Source organism: Sphingobacterium detergens (assembly GCF_003610355.1).
Classification (GTDB): domain Bacteria; phylum Bacteroidota; class Bacteroidia; order Sphingobacteriales; family Sphingobacteriaceae; genus Sphingobacterium; species Sphingobacterium detergens.
In genome coordinates this window covers 1,213,007-1,229,195 of sequence record NZ_RAPY01000001.1, presented here as the reverse complement: position 1 = coordinate 1,229,195, position 16,189 = coordinate 1,213,007, and the positions used below count along the sequence as shown (strand labels likewise).

The 16,189-nt window shown below is 40.7% G+C and carries 14 protein-coding genes; 2 read left to right on the top strand and 12 right to left on the bottom strand.

Annotated features, from left to right (window positions below):
* Positions 1 to 165 precede the first annotated feature (165 nt).
* The 3 genes from DFQ12_RS05330 to lysS form a co-directional block, all read right to left on the bottom strand.
* Positions 166 to 1,398, bottom strand: a complete 1,233-nt coding sequence (locus DFQ12_RS05330) for a nucleoside recognition domain-containing protein (protein WP_120257953.1) — start codon at positions 1,396 to 1,398, stop codon at positions 166 to 168.
* A gap of 31 nt (positions 1,399 to 1,429) precedes the next feature.
* Positions 1,430 to 2,485 (bottom strand): patatin-like phospholipase family protein, encoded by a 1,056-nt coding sequence (locus DFQ12_RS05325; RefSeq protein ID WP_120257952.1) that lies wholly within the window; start codon positions 2,483 to 2,485, stop codon positions 1,430 to 1,432.
* 203 nt (positions 2,486 to 2,688) lie between these two features.
* Positions 2,689 to 4,407, bottom strand: a complete 1,719-nt coding sequence (gene lysS, locus DFQ12_RS05320) for a lysine--tRNA ligase (protein WP_120257951.1) — start codon at positions 4,405 to 4,407, stop codon at positions 2,689 to 2,691.
* Between the two features lie 225 nt (positions 4,408 to 4,632).
* On the opposite strand from lysS, the gene DFQ12_RS05315 reads away from it, so the two are divergent.
* Together DFQ12_RS05315 and DFQ12_RS05310 are read left to right on the top strand one after the other, a co-directional pair.
* Positions 4,633 to 5,238 carry an RNA polymerase sigma factor gene (locus tag DFQ12_RS05315; protein ID WP_120257950.1) on the top strand — a complete coding sequence of 202 codons (606 nt, stop codon included), beginning with the start codon at positions 4,633 to 4,635 and terminating at the stop codon, positions 5,236 to 5,238.
* A 14-nt stretch (positions 5,239 to 5,252) separates the two neighbouring features.
* A complete protein-coding gene (locus tag DFQ12_RS05310) occupies positions 5,253 to 6,635 on the top strand; it encodes a hypothetical protein (RefSeq protein ID WP_120257949.1) in 1,383 nt (460 codons plus the stop codon).
* Positions 6,636 to 6,772: 137 nt separating this feature from the next.
* On the opposite strand, the gene DFQ12_RS05305 is transcribed toward DFQ12_RS05310, so the two are convergent.
* The 9 genes from DFQ12_RS05305 to DFQ12_RS05265 form a co-directional block, all read right to left on the bottom strand.
* Positions 6,773 to 7,384 carry an HAD family hydrolase gene (locus DFQ12_RS05305; protein WP_120257948.1) on the bottom strand — a complete coding sequence of 204 codons (612 nt, stop codon included), beginning with the start codon at positions 7,382 to 7,384 and terminating at the stop codon, positions 6,773 to 6,775.
* 136 nt (positions 7,385 to 7,520) lie between these two features.
* Positions 7,521 to 10,691: an efflux RND transporter permease subunit gene (locus DFQ12_RS05300; RefSeq protein WP_120257947.1), complete on the bottom strand. Its 3,171-nt coding sequence runs from the start codon at positions 10,689 to 10,691 to the stop codon at positions 7,521 to 7,523.
* Between the two features lie 37 nt (positions 10,692 to 10,728).
* A complete protein-coding gene (locus tag DFQ12_RS05295) occupies positions 10,729 to 11,886 on the bottom strand; it encodes an efflux RND transporter periplasmic adaptor subunit (protein WP_120259232.1) in 1,158 nt (385 codons plus the stop codon).
* Between the two features lie 28 nt (positions 11,887 to 11,914).
* Complete coding sequence (locus tag DFQ12_RS05290; protein WP_120259231.1) at positions 11,915 to 13,240, bottom strand: TolC family protein; 1,326 nt, start codon at positions 13,238 to 13,240, stop codon at positions 11,915 to 11,917.
* An 8-nt stretch (positions 13,241 to 13,248) separates the two neighbouring features.
* Positions 13,249 to 13,851: a TetR/AcrR family transcriptional regulator gene (locus DFQ12_RS05285; RefSeq protein WP_120257946.1), complete on the bottom strand. Its 603-nt coding sequence runs from the start codon at positions 13,849 to 13,851 to the stop codon at positions 13,249 to 13,251.
* Positions 13,852 to 14,064: 213 nt separating this feature from the next.
* Positions 14,065 to 14,484, bottom strand: coding sequence for a c-type cytochrome (locus DFQ12_RS05280; protein WP_120257945.1), 420 nt, complete (start codon positions 14,482 to 14,484; stop codon positions 14,065 to 14,067).
* Between the two features lies 1 nt (position 14,485).
* Positions 14,486 to 15,133 carry an SCO family protein gene (locus DFQ12_RS05275; protein WP_120259230.1) on the bottom strand — a complete coding sequence of 216 codons (648 nt, stop codon included), beginning with the start codon at positions 15,131 to 15,133 and terminating at the stop codon, positions 14,486 to 14,488.
* Between the two features lie 82 nt (positions 15,134 to 15,215).
* Positions 15,216 to 15,632 (bottom strand): transposase, encoded by a 417-nt coding sequence (locus DFQ12_RS05270; protein ID WP_120257944.1) that lies wholly within the window; start codon positions 15,630 to 15,632, stop codon positions 15,216 to 15,218.
* A gap of 40 nt (positions 15,633 to 15,672) precedes the next feature.
* Positions 15,673 to 16,170 carry a DUF4442 domain-containing protein gene (locus DFQ12_RS05265; RefSeq protein WP_120257943.1) on the bottom strand — a complete coding sequence of 166 codons (498 nt, stop codon included), beginning with the start codon at positions 16,168 to 16,170 and terminating at the stop codon, positions 15,673 to 15,675.
* Between the last annotated feature and the right edge of the window lie 19 nt (positions 16,171 to 16,189).

Here is a 16,189-nt window from a genome sequence, read left to right as displayed (position 1 = left end):
CGTCTCTAATTATTTATTCATTTGTCTATGCATTCAAACCCTTCGAAGCGATTCTTAACTGATTGAATACACATAGACCGTTATCTATCTACTATACAGATCTCTTGGTTTAATTCATTAAGTGTTTATTTGCTATTGCTGTTCAATTATTGCCGACAATAAACACTATTTGAAAAAGATATAAGAGATAATAATTGCTGCTACCACACCGGCCAATTCAGCCAAAAGTGCGCAAGGTAGGGCATGTCTTGTCCGTTTGATACCTACAGCACCAAAGTAGACTGCAAGTACATAAAATGTTGTTTCCGTAGAACCCTGGATCACGCAGGCAACGCGGGCAGCAAAGTCCATCGGACCTTTGGCATTCATCAGGTCGACCATAAGTCCACGGGCACCCGAACCGCTTAGCGGTTTCATAAATGCAACAGGAAGAGCATCCACAAAAGACGTATCTAAACCACACAGCGCAATACCCTTGGATATTCCCGCAACCATATAATCCATCGTTCCAGAAGCTCTAAAGACTGCAATACCGACCAGCATCGCCACCAGATAGGGGATAATCTTGACAGAAACTTCAAAGCCCTCTTTGGCACCTTCGATAAAGGAATCGTAAACGTTGACTTTGCGGAACAAGGCCAATCCTATAAACGAAGTGAACAAGCTAAACAAGATCACATTGCCAAACACCTTGCTGAAGACTTCGATTTCAGCTTGCTGTAAACCCGAGAAATAATACAACAATCCACCGATAAATAAACACATGGCACCTAGATAGCCCAAAACTACCCGGTTGAATAGGTTTATTTTCTGATAGATGGCTACAAGAATCAAAGCGACCAAAGTGGAAAAGAAAGTTGCAATCAAAATCGGAAGAAAAACATCGGAAGGATCTGGCGCACCGGCTTCTTTTCGATAAGCCATAATGGAAATCGGTAATAAGGTCAGACTGGATGCATTGAGCACGATAAACATAATCTGTGCATTTGTTGCTGTATCCTTATTGGGATTGAGTTCCTGAAGCTCTTTCATTGCTTTAAGCCCCAAAGGGGTAGCTGCATTATCCAGACCAAGTGCATTGGCGGAAAAATTCATCAGGATAGATCCAAGAGCAGGGTGGTTTTTAGGGATTTCGGGAAATAATTTATGGAAGAAAGGGCCTACGATTTTTGCAAAGATATTGATCATGCCGCCTTTTTCACCAATTTTCATGATCCCTAAAGCGAAACTCATCATTCCGATCAGTCCTAAGGAGATTTCGGCTCCGTTTTTAGCACTGTCAAAGATGGAGTTGACAATTTGTTGGAAAATTTCGGTATCTCCGAAGAAGATAAGTTTTACAAGGGCTACGGCAAATGTGATCAAAAAAAATGCAACCCAAACGTAGTTTAATGCCATAATAGATTTAAATATGCGTAAAAGTAACCTTTTAGAATTTATCCATCAACTGGCTCCATGGATTTTTCTTCTTATTCTGATTCTTTTCTTTAATGAGGTGTTCGATGATATAATCTAGCGTATCCTCATGTTCGCTGATCAGCTTATCGGATAGGGATATGAGTTTCTGTATATTATTTGGCGAGGCAGCATCTAGGGAAGCATTGATACTGGACAGGTTTGCCGGTTCCAGACGGACATAATTCTGCTGTTTGCCATTGTTCCTGAACAATTGTTGAATAAAAAATTCGGTGCTTTCAGAAGATGCACTTGTCATGATATCGACTAGGGCAGGGCCTATCTGGATCGCAAGCTTTTTCTTGAAGTGTTCGTAATTATATGCTGTCTTTGAAACGCCGGTACCCAAGGATACCATAAATACATCATTGATCTGCGTACTATTGAAGGCTTTCAAAACTTCCAGCAAACCGCAGATAGAGGGATTTTGTGCAAACACACCGCCATCTATGAGCGGGTATCTGGTGTTTGATATCGAATATATTTCAGCAACAGGGAAAAAGGTCGGAGCCGCTGAGGTTGCTTTACAGACGTCCTTCAGATAAAAATCGCGCGCTTCGCCATGTGTAATGGCTTTTTGCTGTCTGAAAAAATGATTTTTACGGAGCTCAATATTGTAGGCCGTGATAATACATGGCTTAATGAGATGGCTTAACCGTGCATTCTGAAAATATTTGTCCAGCACATTTGATAAGGCAACTGAGGAATACAATTCACTAACCAGACCAAATCCGCCTAGAAAACGTCGCCATTTGGAGGTGTGAAAGATTTCTGTCCCGTGATTGACAAATAGGTTTAGGGCGTCGCGTGCTGAAAACTTGGGGTGCGTGGGATTTCCCTCTTCTGGGAATAGTAGAATGCTTGTCAGAATCCCACCACTGCTTGTACCGGCAATAAAATCAAAATAGGAGGCGATGCGTGCATTGGGATCCATTGTTTTTTTTTGTAATTTCTCCTCCAAAGCCACAAGTATCATAGCCGGAATAATTCCCCGAATACCACCGCCATCAAGGGCAAGTATGCTCTTCATACGCTAAAGCAATTTTTATTTCAAGATACGTAAATATAGAAAATGTTTACAATTTAGCGTACCCTTTCTTAGGTAAGGTTTTTGTAATAAAAATATAGGCAATAGATTGGATTAAACTGAAATAGCGACTCATCCCTAATTATACCAACAAAAAAAGGCGTGTCCAATTTTTTTAGACACGCCTTTTATATGCTTGTAGTCGGTTAGTTAAACCAAGCAAGTACATCTTCTTTGCTCGGCATCGCAACCTCTAGTTTTAGCTTTTTACGCATACCACCCAGGTCATTGAAAACTTTATTCGGGTTGGCTTCTTTCAATGCTTCAATGGTTGTAAAACCCATTTTTTGTAGAGCCGGAACCCATTCCGCAGGAATGCCTTGCTCTTCATAGTCTTTCACATCAGCAACTTTTGCCACTTTCTCTGGACGCATTTGCGGGAAGAACAATACTTCTTGAATAGAAGCATTATTAGTCAGGAACATGATCAGGCGGTCCATACCTATTCCCAAACCAGAAGTAGGAGGCATACCATATTCCAAAGAACGCAAGAAATCTTGGTCAATAAACATCGCTTCATCGTCACCTTTCTCTGAAAGACGTAATTGATCCTCAAAGCGTTCGCGTTGATCAATAGGGTCATTCAATTCCGAGTAAGCATTGGCAATCTCTTTTCCACAGACCATTAACTCGAAGCGTTCTGTTAAATCTGGATTGTCTCTATGTTTCTTTGTCAATGGTGACATTTCTTTTGGATAATCCGTGATGAAGGTTGGTTGGATATAGTTTCCTTCACATTTAGCACCGAAAATCTCGTCGATCAGCTTGCCTTTACCCATTGTCTCGTTGACATCGATTCCCATGCCTTTTGCAGCAACACGAATTTCATCCTCTGTTTTTCCTGTGATATCAAATCCAGTAAATTCTTTAATGGAATCGGTCATGGAAATACGCTTATATGGCGCTCTGAAGTCAATTTTGTGCTCACCGAAAGTTGCTTCAGTGGTGCCATTGACGGCTACAGCACAATATTCCAACAGGCGCTCTGTAAAATCCATCATCCAGTTGTAGTCTTTGTAGGCTACATAGATTTCCATTGCCGTAAATTCGGGATTATGAGTACGGTCCATTCCTTCGTTACGGAAGTTTTTTGAAAACTCATACACACCGTCAAAACCACCCACGATCAATCTTTTTAGATAAAGCTCGTTGGCGATACGAAGGTATAATGGGATATCCAGTGCATTATGGTGTGTGATAAATGGACGTGCAGTGGCACCACCAGGGATAGACTGCAAAACAGGTGTCTCCACTTCCATATAACCAGCATCATTAAAAAATTGACGCATTGCATTGAAAAGCTTGGTACGTTTTACAAATATATCTTTATTGGCAGGGTTCACGATCAAGTCCACATAACGCATTCTGTAACGTTGCTCCGGATCCGTAAAGGCATCGAAAGTTTTGCCTTCGGCAGATTTAACGATTGGAAGTGGGCGCAAAGATTTGGATAATACGGTAAGTTCCTCAACGTGTACTGCGATAGCTTCGGTCTGTGTTGTGAAAACATATCCTTTGACACCTACAATATCGCCAATATCCAATAGTTTTTTGAAAACAACATTATAAAGATCTTTATTTTCATCAGGACATACGTCATCACGCTTGATATAGGCCTGGATGCGTCCGGTAGAATCTTGAATTTCAAAAAATGAAGCACTTCCCATGACACGACGACTCATGATACGTCCGGCAATGGTAATGTTCTTATAATTCAATTTATCTCTATCGTAGTTTTCTAAAATATCGGCAGCGTGTGCGTTGACGACAAATTCATTTGCTGGAAAAGGCTCGATTCCCATATCCAACAACGATTGCATCGCCTGTCTTCTAAGTTGTTCCTGTTCGGATAATACAGTACTCATTCGGTCTGAATAATATTTAAAATGTGAAAATCATGCAAAAATAGCCATTTTTTTCAATTCTTTTTATTGATTTTTTTTGAAAGCAGTGTAGCGAAATATAAATAGGAACCGTTAGGAGAATAAAAATAGTTAAATAGTGATATTAAGCGGGGACATTCGACTATTTGATTTTAAGTTTTATAATTTTATTTTCGTTATTTGAAGCTTAATATTTAAATAGTTTAAGTGGGAATTATTCAGTCATATTTTTATAACAAGAAGCTATCATCTTTACATGATGCCCTGGAGCGTTGCTTGCGAAATCGTGAGGACGGAAAGGCTTTCGTCTATAAAAAATATTATGGCTACCTCATGGCAATCATTATCCGCTATGTCAAACAAGATGTGGATGCCGAGGAACTTGTGAATGAGAGCTTTGTCCGGATTTTTCGAAAATTGGAATCCTTTAATATGGATATCGATGCAGAGAACCTCGAAAAGTCATTTAGGGCCTGGATCGGCCGGATCGCTGCCAATATCTCTATTGATTTTTTGAGGGGTAAAAAACAAATGTATTCTGTTGAGGATATGGCTGAAGGGGATATGCACACGCCGTCGGTTCAATTGGAAAGCCGATTAGAGGTGAATGAAATCCTGAGTCTGTTGGATCAGCTTCCCGAAATTCAAAAAACTATTTTTAATCTCTATGAAATAGAAGGGTATTCACATGATGAAATTGCCCAGATGCTAAATATACCGGATAGTACTTCGCGTACTTATCTGACGAGGGCAAAACAAAAACTAAGAAAATTATACTTGGACTATACAGGTGTAGTTCAAGAAATAAGATAAATATTGTTGTTACAATGGAAGGCAATAAGAAAAAAGAATTGATAGAAGAAATCATTGGGCAATTAAAAGACCATGAGCTCCCGTATCGGGAAGGCTCCTGGGAAAAGTTTGCGTCAAAGCATGGGGTAGCAGCACCGCCTTCTTCCGCCTGGAAATATTGGAGCGCGGCAGCCGCTGTACTTTTATGTTTTGGTGTGGGGTATTGGAGTTTAAAAAATAATTCTTCGGTCGCTCCGTCTTCTGCAGTTTTAACACAAAATGATAAAAATAGCGAGGTTCTCGCCGATAATAAAGATTTAAAAGAGTCTATTCAACGCTCATTGTCTGCTGTCACTGGAGAGCAGGGGCTAAGTGCACAGGAGCTATTGCGGGATAGACCGTTTACCTATTCGAAGGTGGAAAACGAGCCTACGGATAATAGTCAACAACAACAGTTTGTCCTATTTGGTGGAAAGGCTGTACGTGGAAATAATATCAATGTATCAAATAATTTCGCCGCTTTGGGTGGGCAGACTATGCAATTGCGAAATAGTACATTATCCGCACAGATCAATTTGGATGATCCTACAGCCACTGCTTCTACAGATATCACAACAAGGACTCAGGTTGCCACAACAACGCAATCAAATGTGACACCAACGAACTCAAATACTGTGGTTTCTTCTACACAGACCCAACGTGAAGCTGCACGCCTTGCTGCGCTATATGCTGGACAACAGGAAAACCGGAGGGGTAGTGTGATGTTGAAATCCAACAATGACCTTGATAGAAAATGGGAAATGGGCGCATTTGTGTCTCCAGCTTCCACTTCTGAAAGTATCACACTTGGCGGGGGAGTTGCACTGGCCTATAATGTTTCGAGTAAGATCAGTATTCGTTCAGGTGCTTCGATCCAACATTATGGTGCTGTTTCGGGAAATACGCCCATCACACCAGCGATGGCTTCCAATTCTTTTGAAATGAACGCACCAAATTATCTTTCGCAACCCAATGGTTTGAGTAATGCTTTTGCAAAGGGTTTAGCTGATGCCAAGGATGCCAAAAGCAACGAACGTGTCTCTGGTAAAATTCTGACGGTGGATATTCCGGTTGATGTTCGTTATGCAATCACTAAGAATTTTTATACCTCTGTAGGGGTTTCCTATGTTGGTGTACTGGATCAGGAACGCGCGACCATTTATGAAACCAATAATACGGAGTATAAGCAAAAATCCACCGAAAAGAATGTGGATGATAAAGGTGTGAATGGTTTTGTTAATTTCTCGGTTGGAAGAAAACAGAAAGTTGGAAAACTTTCCATTTCTGTGGAACCTTATTATAAAATACCGGTCGGTGGCTTGCGGTCATCTGATCTGAATTACAGTAATGGTGGTGTGAAAATTATCACGAGCTTCTAGTATAGAAAGAAGTCATGCGGAAGTAGTAGCGAATCCCTCCCAGAATTGAACAGTCTGAAAGGAGGGAGCGTAGGAATAAAAGAAAAGCCCTCGAATAGAAAACTCGGGGGCTTTTTGTAGTATTTTTATTTGATTAATTATAGCTCATCTACGCGGATCCAGCCCATTCCAGCGGCTTTTGCGCCTTCTACACCAGGGACACCATCTTCATAGACTAAACATTTCTCAGGAGCTATATTCAGCTGTGAAGCAGCAAGTAAGAACGGTTGTGGTGAGGGTTTACCTTCTGCTGTATCACCGGCACAGACCAATGTTTCCAGGTCATCCCATACACCTATGGTTGTCAGGGTCATCGACAAGGTTGTTCTTGTGCCACCCGAGACAGCAGCAATATGTTTTTTACCCTTTTGATATTTTAAATGTTCAACAACATAATCCACGGGCTTTGTTTTAAAGACATACTCATCCCGGAATATGGTGGACTTCAATGTTGAGAATTCCTGATAATCGAAGTCTACGCCATAGCGTTTACTGATTTCCTCTGCAACAGCAACCGTAGGCCAGCCAGCCGTTTCATCAATAAGATTGACATCCAAAGTGACACCATATTGTTCGGCGGCAGCTTTATATGCTTGTTTGTGGGCATCCATGTTGTCGGCCAAAGTACCGTCGACGTCGAATAGTAGGGCGTCATAGGATTCGGCAAGAAGGTTGAGCTGTTCAAATTTACGTTGTGATTCAGGTGACATATTTATTTAATAGTGTGTGGTAAAATTAAAAATTATAATTGGAAGAGCAAAAAGCAAGACGCCTTTCCTTCGTCAGAAGGAAAGGCGTCTTAGCATTTACGGTATGGTCTTAGCACATACGGCAAATTTTATTTGCTTAGTGTGCACTTAAGTTTTTCGCTTTTTCTTCATCAAAATTAGCTTCTAATTCAGCCAATTTTTTCTTACCGTAAGCCATTCTCGTAATCACAACGAATAGAACCGGTACGATAAAGATTGCCAAAAGTGTTGCCGCAGTCATACCACCGAATACCGTCCAGCCGATTGTTTGGCGGGATATGGCACCGGCACCATGTGACAACATCAATGGAATAATACCTAGGATGAAGGCAAAAGAGGTCATGATAATCGGGCGTAAACGCAATTTTACAGCGTCTAACGTTGCTTCATAGAGATTCATTCCGATATCAACCCGCTCTTTGGCGAATTCCACAATCAGGATCGCATTCTTGGCCGCAAGACCAATGATGGTTACCAAACCGATTTGCGCATAGATATTATTATCCAATGTTGGTATCAACGTCAGAGTCAAGATCGCACCAAATACACCTAAAGGAACTGATAGGAGGATAGAGAATGGAACAGACCAGCTTTCGTACAATGCTGCCAACAGTAGGAATACAAATAAGATACATAGTGCAAAAATCTGAACGGTCTTTGATCCGGACTGCATCTCTTGTAGTGAAAGACCTGAGAACTGATAGTCAAATCCCTCAGGCAATGTTTGAGCAGCTACTTCTTGCAAGGCTTTCAAAGCATCTCCAGAAGAATAGCCTGGGGCCGAACTACCATTGATCTCGATACTTCTAAAGATATTGTAGTGGTTGATGATCGAAGGCATTGTAATCAGCTCATATTTCACCAATGTACCCACTGGTACCGGATTGCCCAATGTATTGTTGACGTACAATTTGTTGATATCTTCAATGTTCATCCGGTAGGGCATATCTGCTTGTGTTACGACACGGTAGCTACGACCATATTTCGTAAAGTCATTGACATAACTACTACCTAAGTAGGCAGATATCGTTGAATAGATGCTCGAGATTGGCACACCCATACGTTTTGCCTGCTCACGGTTGACTTCCAATTTGTAGTTTGGTGAATTGGAGTTAAACATGGTATAGGCCATTCCGATTTCAGGACGTTGATTGGCTGCCATAAGGAATTTACCTACCGTAGCTTCGAAGTCCTTGATATTGACAGTCTGTAAATCTTGAACCTGTAGGGAGAAACCTCCGGATGTACCCAGGCCTGGGATTGCCGGTGGTGTTACGGCCAATACCCTTGCTTTGGTATAGCCCATATATTTACCCATGATCATTCCTGCAATATCATTCGCTGTCCGCGTCCGTGTTTCCCAAGGTTTTAAGGATACGAACAAGGTCGCACCATTGGATTTAAAGGAACGGTTCAGAATGTTAATACCAGATATCGCAGTTACATACTTGATTTCAGGGAACATCTTATGCAAATCGTCCTCGATCTCTTTCAATACTTCATTGGTACGGGCAGAGGATGAACCCTCTGGCAAAGTTACACCAGCGAAGAAGGCTCCACCATCTTCAGAAGGAATAAATCCTGTTGGCTTGGTGGTAAACATATAACCTGTACCGATAAAAATACATAAAAGGATAATCAACACAAGTGGCGCCTTTTTAATGGCTTGTTTTACACCTCTTGAATATTTGACTGTTACTTTTTCAAACCATACGTTGAACTTGTAGAAGAACTTGTTCAAGCCTTTTGCGCCCTCATGGACAGCTGTTGGTTTCAATAAAATTGAACACAAGGCTGGTGTCAGGGAAAGGGCAATAAATGCCGACAGCATAACGGATACGGCAATTGTAATGGCAAATTGTTGGTACAATTTACCCACCATGCCCGGGATAAATCCTACCGGAACGAATACCGCGGCCAAGATGAGGGCAATTGCGATAACTGGTGCTGTAATATCACCCATTGCACGACGTGTTGCTTCCTTGGCATCCAGTTTATAATGGTCAATATAGTGCTGAACAGCCTCCACCACAACGATGGCATCATCCACTACGATACCGATGGCCAGTACAAAGGCAAGCATCGTCAAGTTATTGACCGAAAAGCCAAACATCAAGAAAAAGATGAATGTACCAACGATGGATACTGGAATTGCCAGTACAGGAATCAATGTTGCTCTCCAGCTTTGTAGGAAGAAGAATACCACAAAGGTTACCAAAAGTAGCGCTTCCACCAAGGTATGGATTACCGAAGAAATGGATGCATTTACCACAGAAACGGTTTCATAACTGATGGTGTAATCGACGTCTGTCGGAAAGGATTGTTTTAATTTTTCCAATGTGGTGACAATACCTTCCGCAGATTCAACGGCATTACCACCCGGTGTTTGGGCGATCATCATTGCCGATGAATTCATTCCGTTTACTTTGGACGATGTACCATAGTTAAATTGTCCCAGCTCTACGCGGGCAACATCTTTTAGGAGTACAATCGAACCGTCTGTATTGGTTTTGACGACGATGTTTTCAAAATCCTCGGGGTTAGAAAGGTCACTATCCGTAATAACGGGATATTCAAAGACCGTTGAAGACTCCTGTGGACGTCCGCCGACACTACCACCCGGAATACGGGAATTTTGTTCGGCAATAGCTGCTGATACATCCGCAGGATTCAAGCTGAGATTCGCCAATTTGTTGGCATCTAACCATACACGCATGGAGAATGGTTGACCAAAAGCTGTGACATCACCGACACCTTTGACACGCAACAAGGCGTCTTTGACATACAAGTTGTTGTAATTGGCTAGGAAATTTTCATCTCTCGTACCTTTAGGTGATGTCAATGCCACCAGCATCAGGATATCTGTGTTCGCTTTACGGGTCGTGATCCCCAGACGTCGTACCGCTTCGGGTAGTGCTGGCTCTGCAATTCCCACACGGTTTTGTACATCCAGGGTGGCGATATCAATATCAGTACCTACTTCAAATGTGACAGTAATTGCTGCTTGACCATTTGAAGTACTATTTGACGACATATAAATCATGCCAGGTGTACCATTGATCTGACTCTCGATCAGCGTTGTCACGGTCTGCTCAACCGTCTGTGCATCGGCTCCTGTATAGTTTGCTGTAACTGTAACAGTTGGCGGTGCAATAGAAGGATACTGGCTAATTGGCAACGTAGATACAGCAATAATCCCGATGATTGAAATCAATATCGAAATAACGATTGCGGTAACTGGCCTCTTAATAAATACTTCTGAAATCATTCTATATCTTTTAGATTCTCTTTAAAAATTAATGCTGTTATTTTCCTTTCGGAGCGCCTTTTGCAGCTTGTTGGGCAGCAGTGGCAGCGTCGACGACTTTAACACCATTTTGGACATTCATGGCACCATCAACAACGATTTTCTCACCGTCTTTGACACCCTCTTTGATAACGATTTTATCACCAGCTTTAATACCCAATTTTACCTGGCGGATTTCAGCTTTGCTGCTATCGTTAACGGCATATAAATTGAACACACCCAATTGTTCGAAGACTGCTTTGTAAGGAACAACGATTTCTTCTGTTGGCGAAGTTGTCGATACATTCATGGTGATATTCATCCCCGCTCTTAACGCATTGGCATTGTTCGGGAACGTAGCCCGTACTTTAATTGTTCCTGTCGCTGGGTCAACCGCACGGTCAATTGTCGTTATGCTTCCTTTGCCTTCATAAGTACTTCCATCTGGTAACAAGAGTGAAAGATCGGACGAGGAATGGTTGCTTTGCATTTGAACAAACTTGCTGATATCTTTTTCGTTGACCTGAAACTCAATCGCGATCGGGCTTGTCGAAGATAACGTGTTCAATAAGGTAGACCCTGGATTGACCAAGGCACCTAGACGTACTTGTGAAATACCGACAGTTCCGGAGAATGGCGCACGAATCGTAGAACGGGACAAATTGGTATTTGCTGTAACCAAAGCCGCGCGTGCAGATTCTACCTGTGCTTGCGAAGCAGCAACATTTGATACGGCATTATCATAAACCTGTTTAGCGATCGCGTCTTTGTCAGCCAATACTTGATAACGGGCCAAATCTCTTTTTTGACGGTCGAGGTCAGTCTGTGCAATTTGTAGACTTGCTTTGGCCTGTTGTACGGCTGCGTTATAACGTGTTCCATCAATCTCATATAAGGCTTGACCTTTAGAGACCACAGCACCATCTGAAACATATATTTTGGTAATATAACCGCTTACTTCTGCAAATAGATCTGCTTCGTTCAACGGTTTGACTGTTGACGGGTAACTAATTGTTCCCGTTACAATCTCATGTGATGCTGCGCCAAAGGTAACAGGAACAACCTTCTCAGCCTGAGCCTGTGCTGCACCTTGCTTTTTTGCATCTTTATTTCCACAAGAGGTCCATACTAAAGCCGTCCCAAGGAAGAAAGCGAATAATAATTGTCTTTTATTCATGATTTGTATTAGTTTCCGTTTGAATTGATTAATTAGTTTGGATTGCCCCAACTGCTTTTTGAACATCCAATTTACTTGATAGCAATGCATAGAGCGCACTCAGATAATTGAATTGCGTTATTTTGAGATCATTTTCAGCCGTCATTAAATCCAGGTATTTTGTGATTCCCTCATCGTATTGCAATTTGATTGTTTCATAAACCTCTTTGGACAATTCTACATTCTCTTTTGCCGTTTTCCAATCATTTAGATTGGCATTGTACGTGGCTTTTGATAAGGCATACTCCGTATTGATACTGTTTTCCAGATTCTTGATATCCCAGTCAATACGTTCCTCTTGCAACCTGGATTTATTGACTTGTTTTTTTCGTTTAAATCCGTCGAAAATAGAAAACGAGAGATTCAAACCTGCGACAGAACCCGGAAAATTGTCGTTATAGAGTTTGCTGAATTTATCATTCCGATAATTGAATGCGTAGTTATAAAAGGCACTTACGCTAGGTAAATAGGTCCATTTAAAATATTGCGTATTCAATTGCTGAATTTTTTTCGATGTTTCCAATTGTTGGAATTCGATCCGATTGGAAACACTTACAGCAGCTGTGGTATCCAATAAAATTTCGGATTCCATGTTGCTATTACTGAATGATAAAGTAAGATTTTGGCCTTTATCCAATGCTAGCAGCTGTTTCAGATATTCATATTTATATTTTCGTAATTCGACGTTCCGTTTTTCGTCTGCGTTGGAATTGGCCAAAGCGATCTGTGCTCTTTTAAAATCCGTTTTGTCAACCACTCCGACATCATATTGCGATTTTGCGTCTTTCAGCTGCTTTTGGAGCCTAGCAATATTTTCGCGGACAATTTTAATCATTTCCTCTGTGGTTAGGATGTCATAATAAGCTTTGCTGACTTCCACAACCGCATTTATCTTTTTGCTTTCGGTGTTTTGCTTGTTGCCTAGGCGAACTAATGAGGCGGCCTTTTTTGCCTGTATCAATTCGGGATTCAACAATTGCTGATCGGCTTGTAGCGTCAATGCACTGGCATTATTCTGCCCCATTTTGATATTATTTCCACCGATATTGACCACGGGGACAATCACATTATAGTTATAGCTTCCTTTCAAACCTAATTGTGGGTACCAGCCCGAAAGGGAGATATCGATATCCTTTTCACCGATGGCCTCATCCAATTGTGCCTGTTTTACAGAAATTTGATTGCGTAGTGCATAATCTATCAGCTGCTGAAGCGTCGCATTTGGCGGCAAGTTTTCAGATTGCTGTTGTGCAAATCCTGTATTACTCAACAGCGACAGGGTCGCTAAGGAATAAACGATTTTATTAAACTTCATATATCTCATTAATTATTTTTATTTCTATTGACAGCACCATCCCAAATTATTTCCATTAACTCCTGCATATTCTGTTCGGAGAAGTGAAGATCTTTGAATTTGATGCTATGTACTGTGGACAAAGCCACTCCGATATAACTAGCCACCAATAGGTGAACATTTACTTGTTTTAAAATTTTTTTGTCAATGCCTTCCTGCAAAAAGTCAAGTACCTTGTTTTGGCCACCGACAGGTTCCTGTATCTCAGCCTTATTCTTCTCGTAATAAGGTGAGGAAAAAAACTGTTCAAAAAAACTGAAGATTCGTCCGTTTTCTAAATAGAACTGAACAAAGTTGCGCCACACATGAAAAAAAGAAGCTTTATAATCAAAGTCTTCTTTTATCCCATCAAATATGTAATCGTTCAAGATTGACCGGCAATGTTTGAACAATGCAAAGATCAAATCATCTTTAGAGGGAAAATAGTGGTAAATAGTTCCTATCGCTACATCGGATTCCTGTGCGATTTTACTCATTGGTGTCCCATGGAAACCGTTTGTATGTATCAGTTTAAGTGTGGCAGCAAAGACAGCTGCAATTTTTTCATTTGTGTGCATCAATCGAACGTTCATTCGGTTGCAAAATTAGTGATTAATTTGAATCCAAAATGTCAAATTATTGTTATAAATCAATAAATACAAAAACAAATTGGACCAATAATACAATAAGGAAAAAAGATTTAAATTGTTTTGGCTTTGGATGATTATTTTTTTGTTAGCTGGATTTAATACGCCTGCTGGGCATTAGGCAAAAAAAAGAGGAACTTTTTACAAGTTCCTCTTTTTTTATTGACAATTTTTTAATTGTTTTTCCACCTCATTTAAGGGAAATATTTCTTTACCCTTATTGATCTTTGTATTGATATAGGTCAGTACATAAGCAATATCAACGGCGGAAAGATTTGAAGCTGGCATCGTGTTATTGAATTTTTTGCCTGCGACCTCGAGTTCCCCTGTTGTGCCATGTTTAACGATACAGGCAAGCTTTTGGCGGTTTTTTTCCAAAAATTTGGTATCTGTAAGCGGAGGGTAGAGGTTTCCCAATCCTTCTCCTTTTTCGCCGTGGCAATTCTGACAATGTGTTATATACACTTTTTGACCATTTACGCTGTATTGTGCCGTCCGGATATCAATTTCGCTCTGACAGCCGATCAAAGCCGATATTAGGCAACCGATAATAAAACAGGTCGTTAAGAGGGTACGCATATTAGTTTTTAGCTTCGTTCAATAGCTTTGGTAAGTCCTCCATTAGTTTTTTTACCTGCTCATCATTAGTGCCATCATAAGCGCCACGGATGCGTTTATCCTTGTCAATCAAGACAAGATAACCTTGGTGATCATAACCTCCAGGGGCATTCTTATCCTCTGCTGTATAAACCAGGTATTGGTTGGCTATACCATAAATATCTGCCTTTGTACCTGAAACAAATTGCCAATGGTCATTGCTTACGCCTAGTTTATTTGCGTAATCTTTCAATACGTAGGGCTGATCATATTTAAAATCTATGCTATGGGACAAAAAGCGAACAGCATCATTATCCTTATATTGCGTATAGATTTTGAGCAAATTACGGTTCATTGTCGGGCAGATGCTTGGACAATGTGTAAAAAAGAAGTTTGCGATGTATACTTTTCCCTCGAAATCCTTCTCTGAGATCATCGCACTATCCTGATTCAAAAATTTAAATGCTGGTATGGTATGATAAACCGTATCTATCACTTGTTTTCCATCAACTGTTTTTTCGACGGCTTCCCGTTCGCCATAAATTGGTAAGTTGGACTGGCTCGTGTTTTTGCAAGAAAATAAACCAAGCAATAGGCCCGTAGCACAACAAAGTTTAATTATAGATTTCATCCGTTTGTATTCTTTCATTTTCAATTTACCCTACTGGGCTTTTCTATCCTGCCCTAAGGAGGCAATGAGTAGTGTGGTTCGCCTAGAAGTTTTTTAATTTCTCCTGGCTCTCCTTGGAAACAGTATCAAATATTTTCTTCATGTCTGATACTTTTTGCAATTCGACTTCAAAATATTTGATATCGGTACTGTCGGGTTTATATGCTTTCATCCAGTCCATCATATGGTCTGTCGCACTCTCCAGGTTGGCTTTTAATATACCAAGGTCCTTTTTTGTTGCTGTGGTGTCCAAGTCTGCTTTAGCAGCTTTTAGTGTTTTTAGATTATTCAAGATAGAGTCTATTTTGACTGCATCGCGGTCAAAATGAGCGATCTGAGGCATGATTTCATCATGTATTTTGATTGTTGAATCTTGTAAAACCTTTACATTGTTTGTGCCAGTGGTTCCACATGCCGCTATTGCCAAGGATGCGATAGCCATGAAAGCGATTTTGTTCATGTTTCTATTTTTTTGGTAATTGGACAAAGATATCAATTTCTTATTGCTCGACCTTTCGATTTCTATCCGGGAATGTAAAATTCAAGTCACGAATGTAGGTTTCACAATGTACTACAGCACATAATTCATCATTTTTATCTTTTATTTCCAGGCTCAGGTTTTTGACAATTTTGCCTTTCGTGCGAATGGTTTGGGTACATTCGTCCAGTAGTTCGTCCGAAAGTTGAACAGAATAGCCCACACTTGTTTTTCCGGGTTTTTTAAAATCAATCCGAGATGACTTGAGCCAGGCTACAGTCTTTCTAAAACCTGTTTTTTGAAGATATTGATCGATTAGGATCGGAAATATCGGGTCTGCAGCAGCGAAAATTGTTCCACCAAACAAGGTTTTATTAGTGTTGATATTGAACGGAGTCTTGTAAATTTTCACCTCGGCTCCTTTAAAGCCAGGACTGATTTTTTTTACCCAGATTCCCTGAAATAAAAAAGGAGGGTAAAAACGCAATAGCCATGTTAATGCACGCGGACTGTATCTCATGATACAAAAATAGAACAAT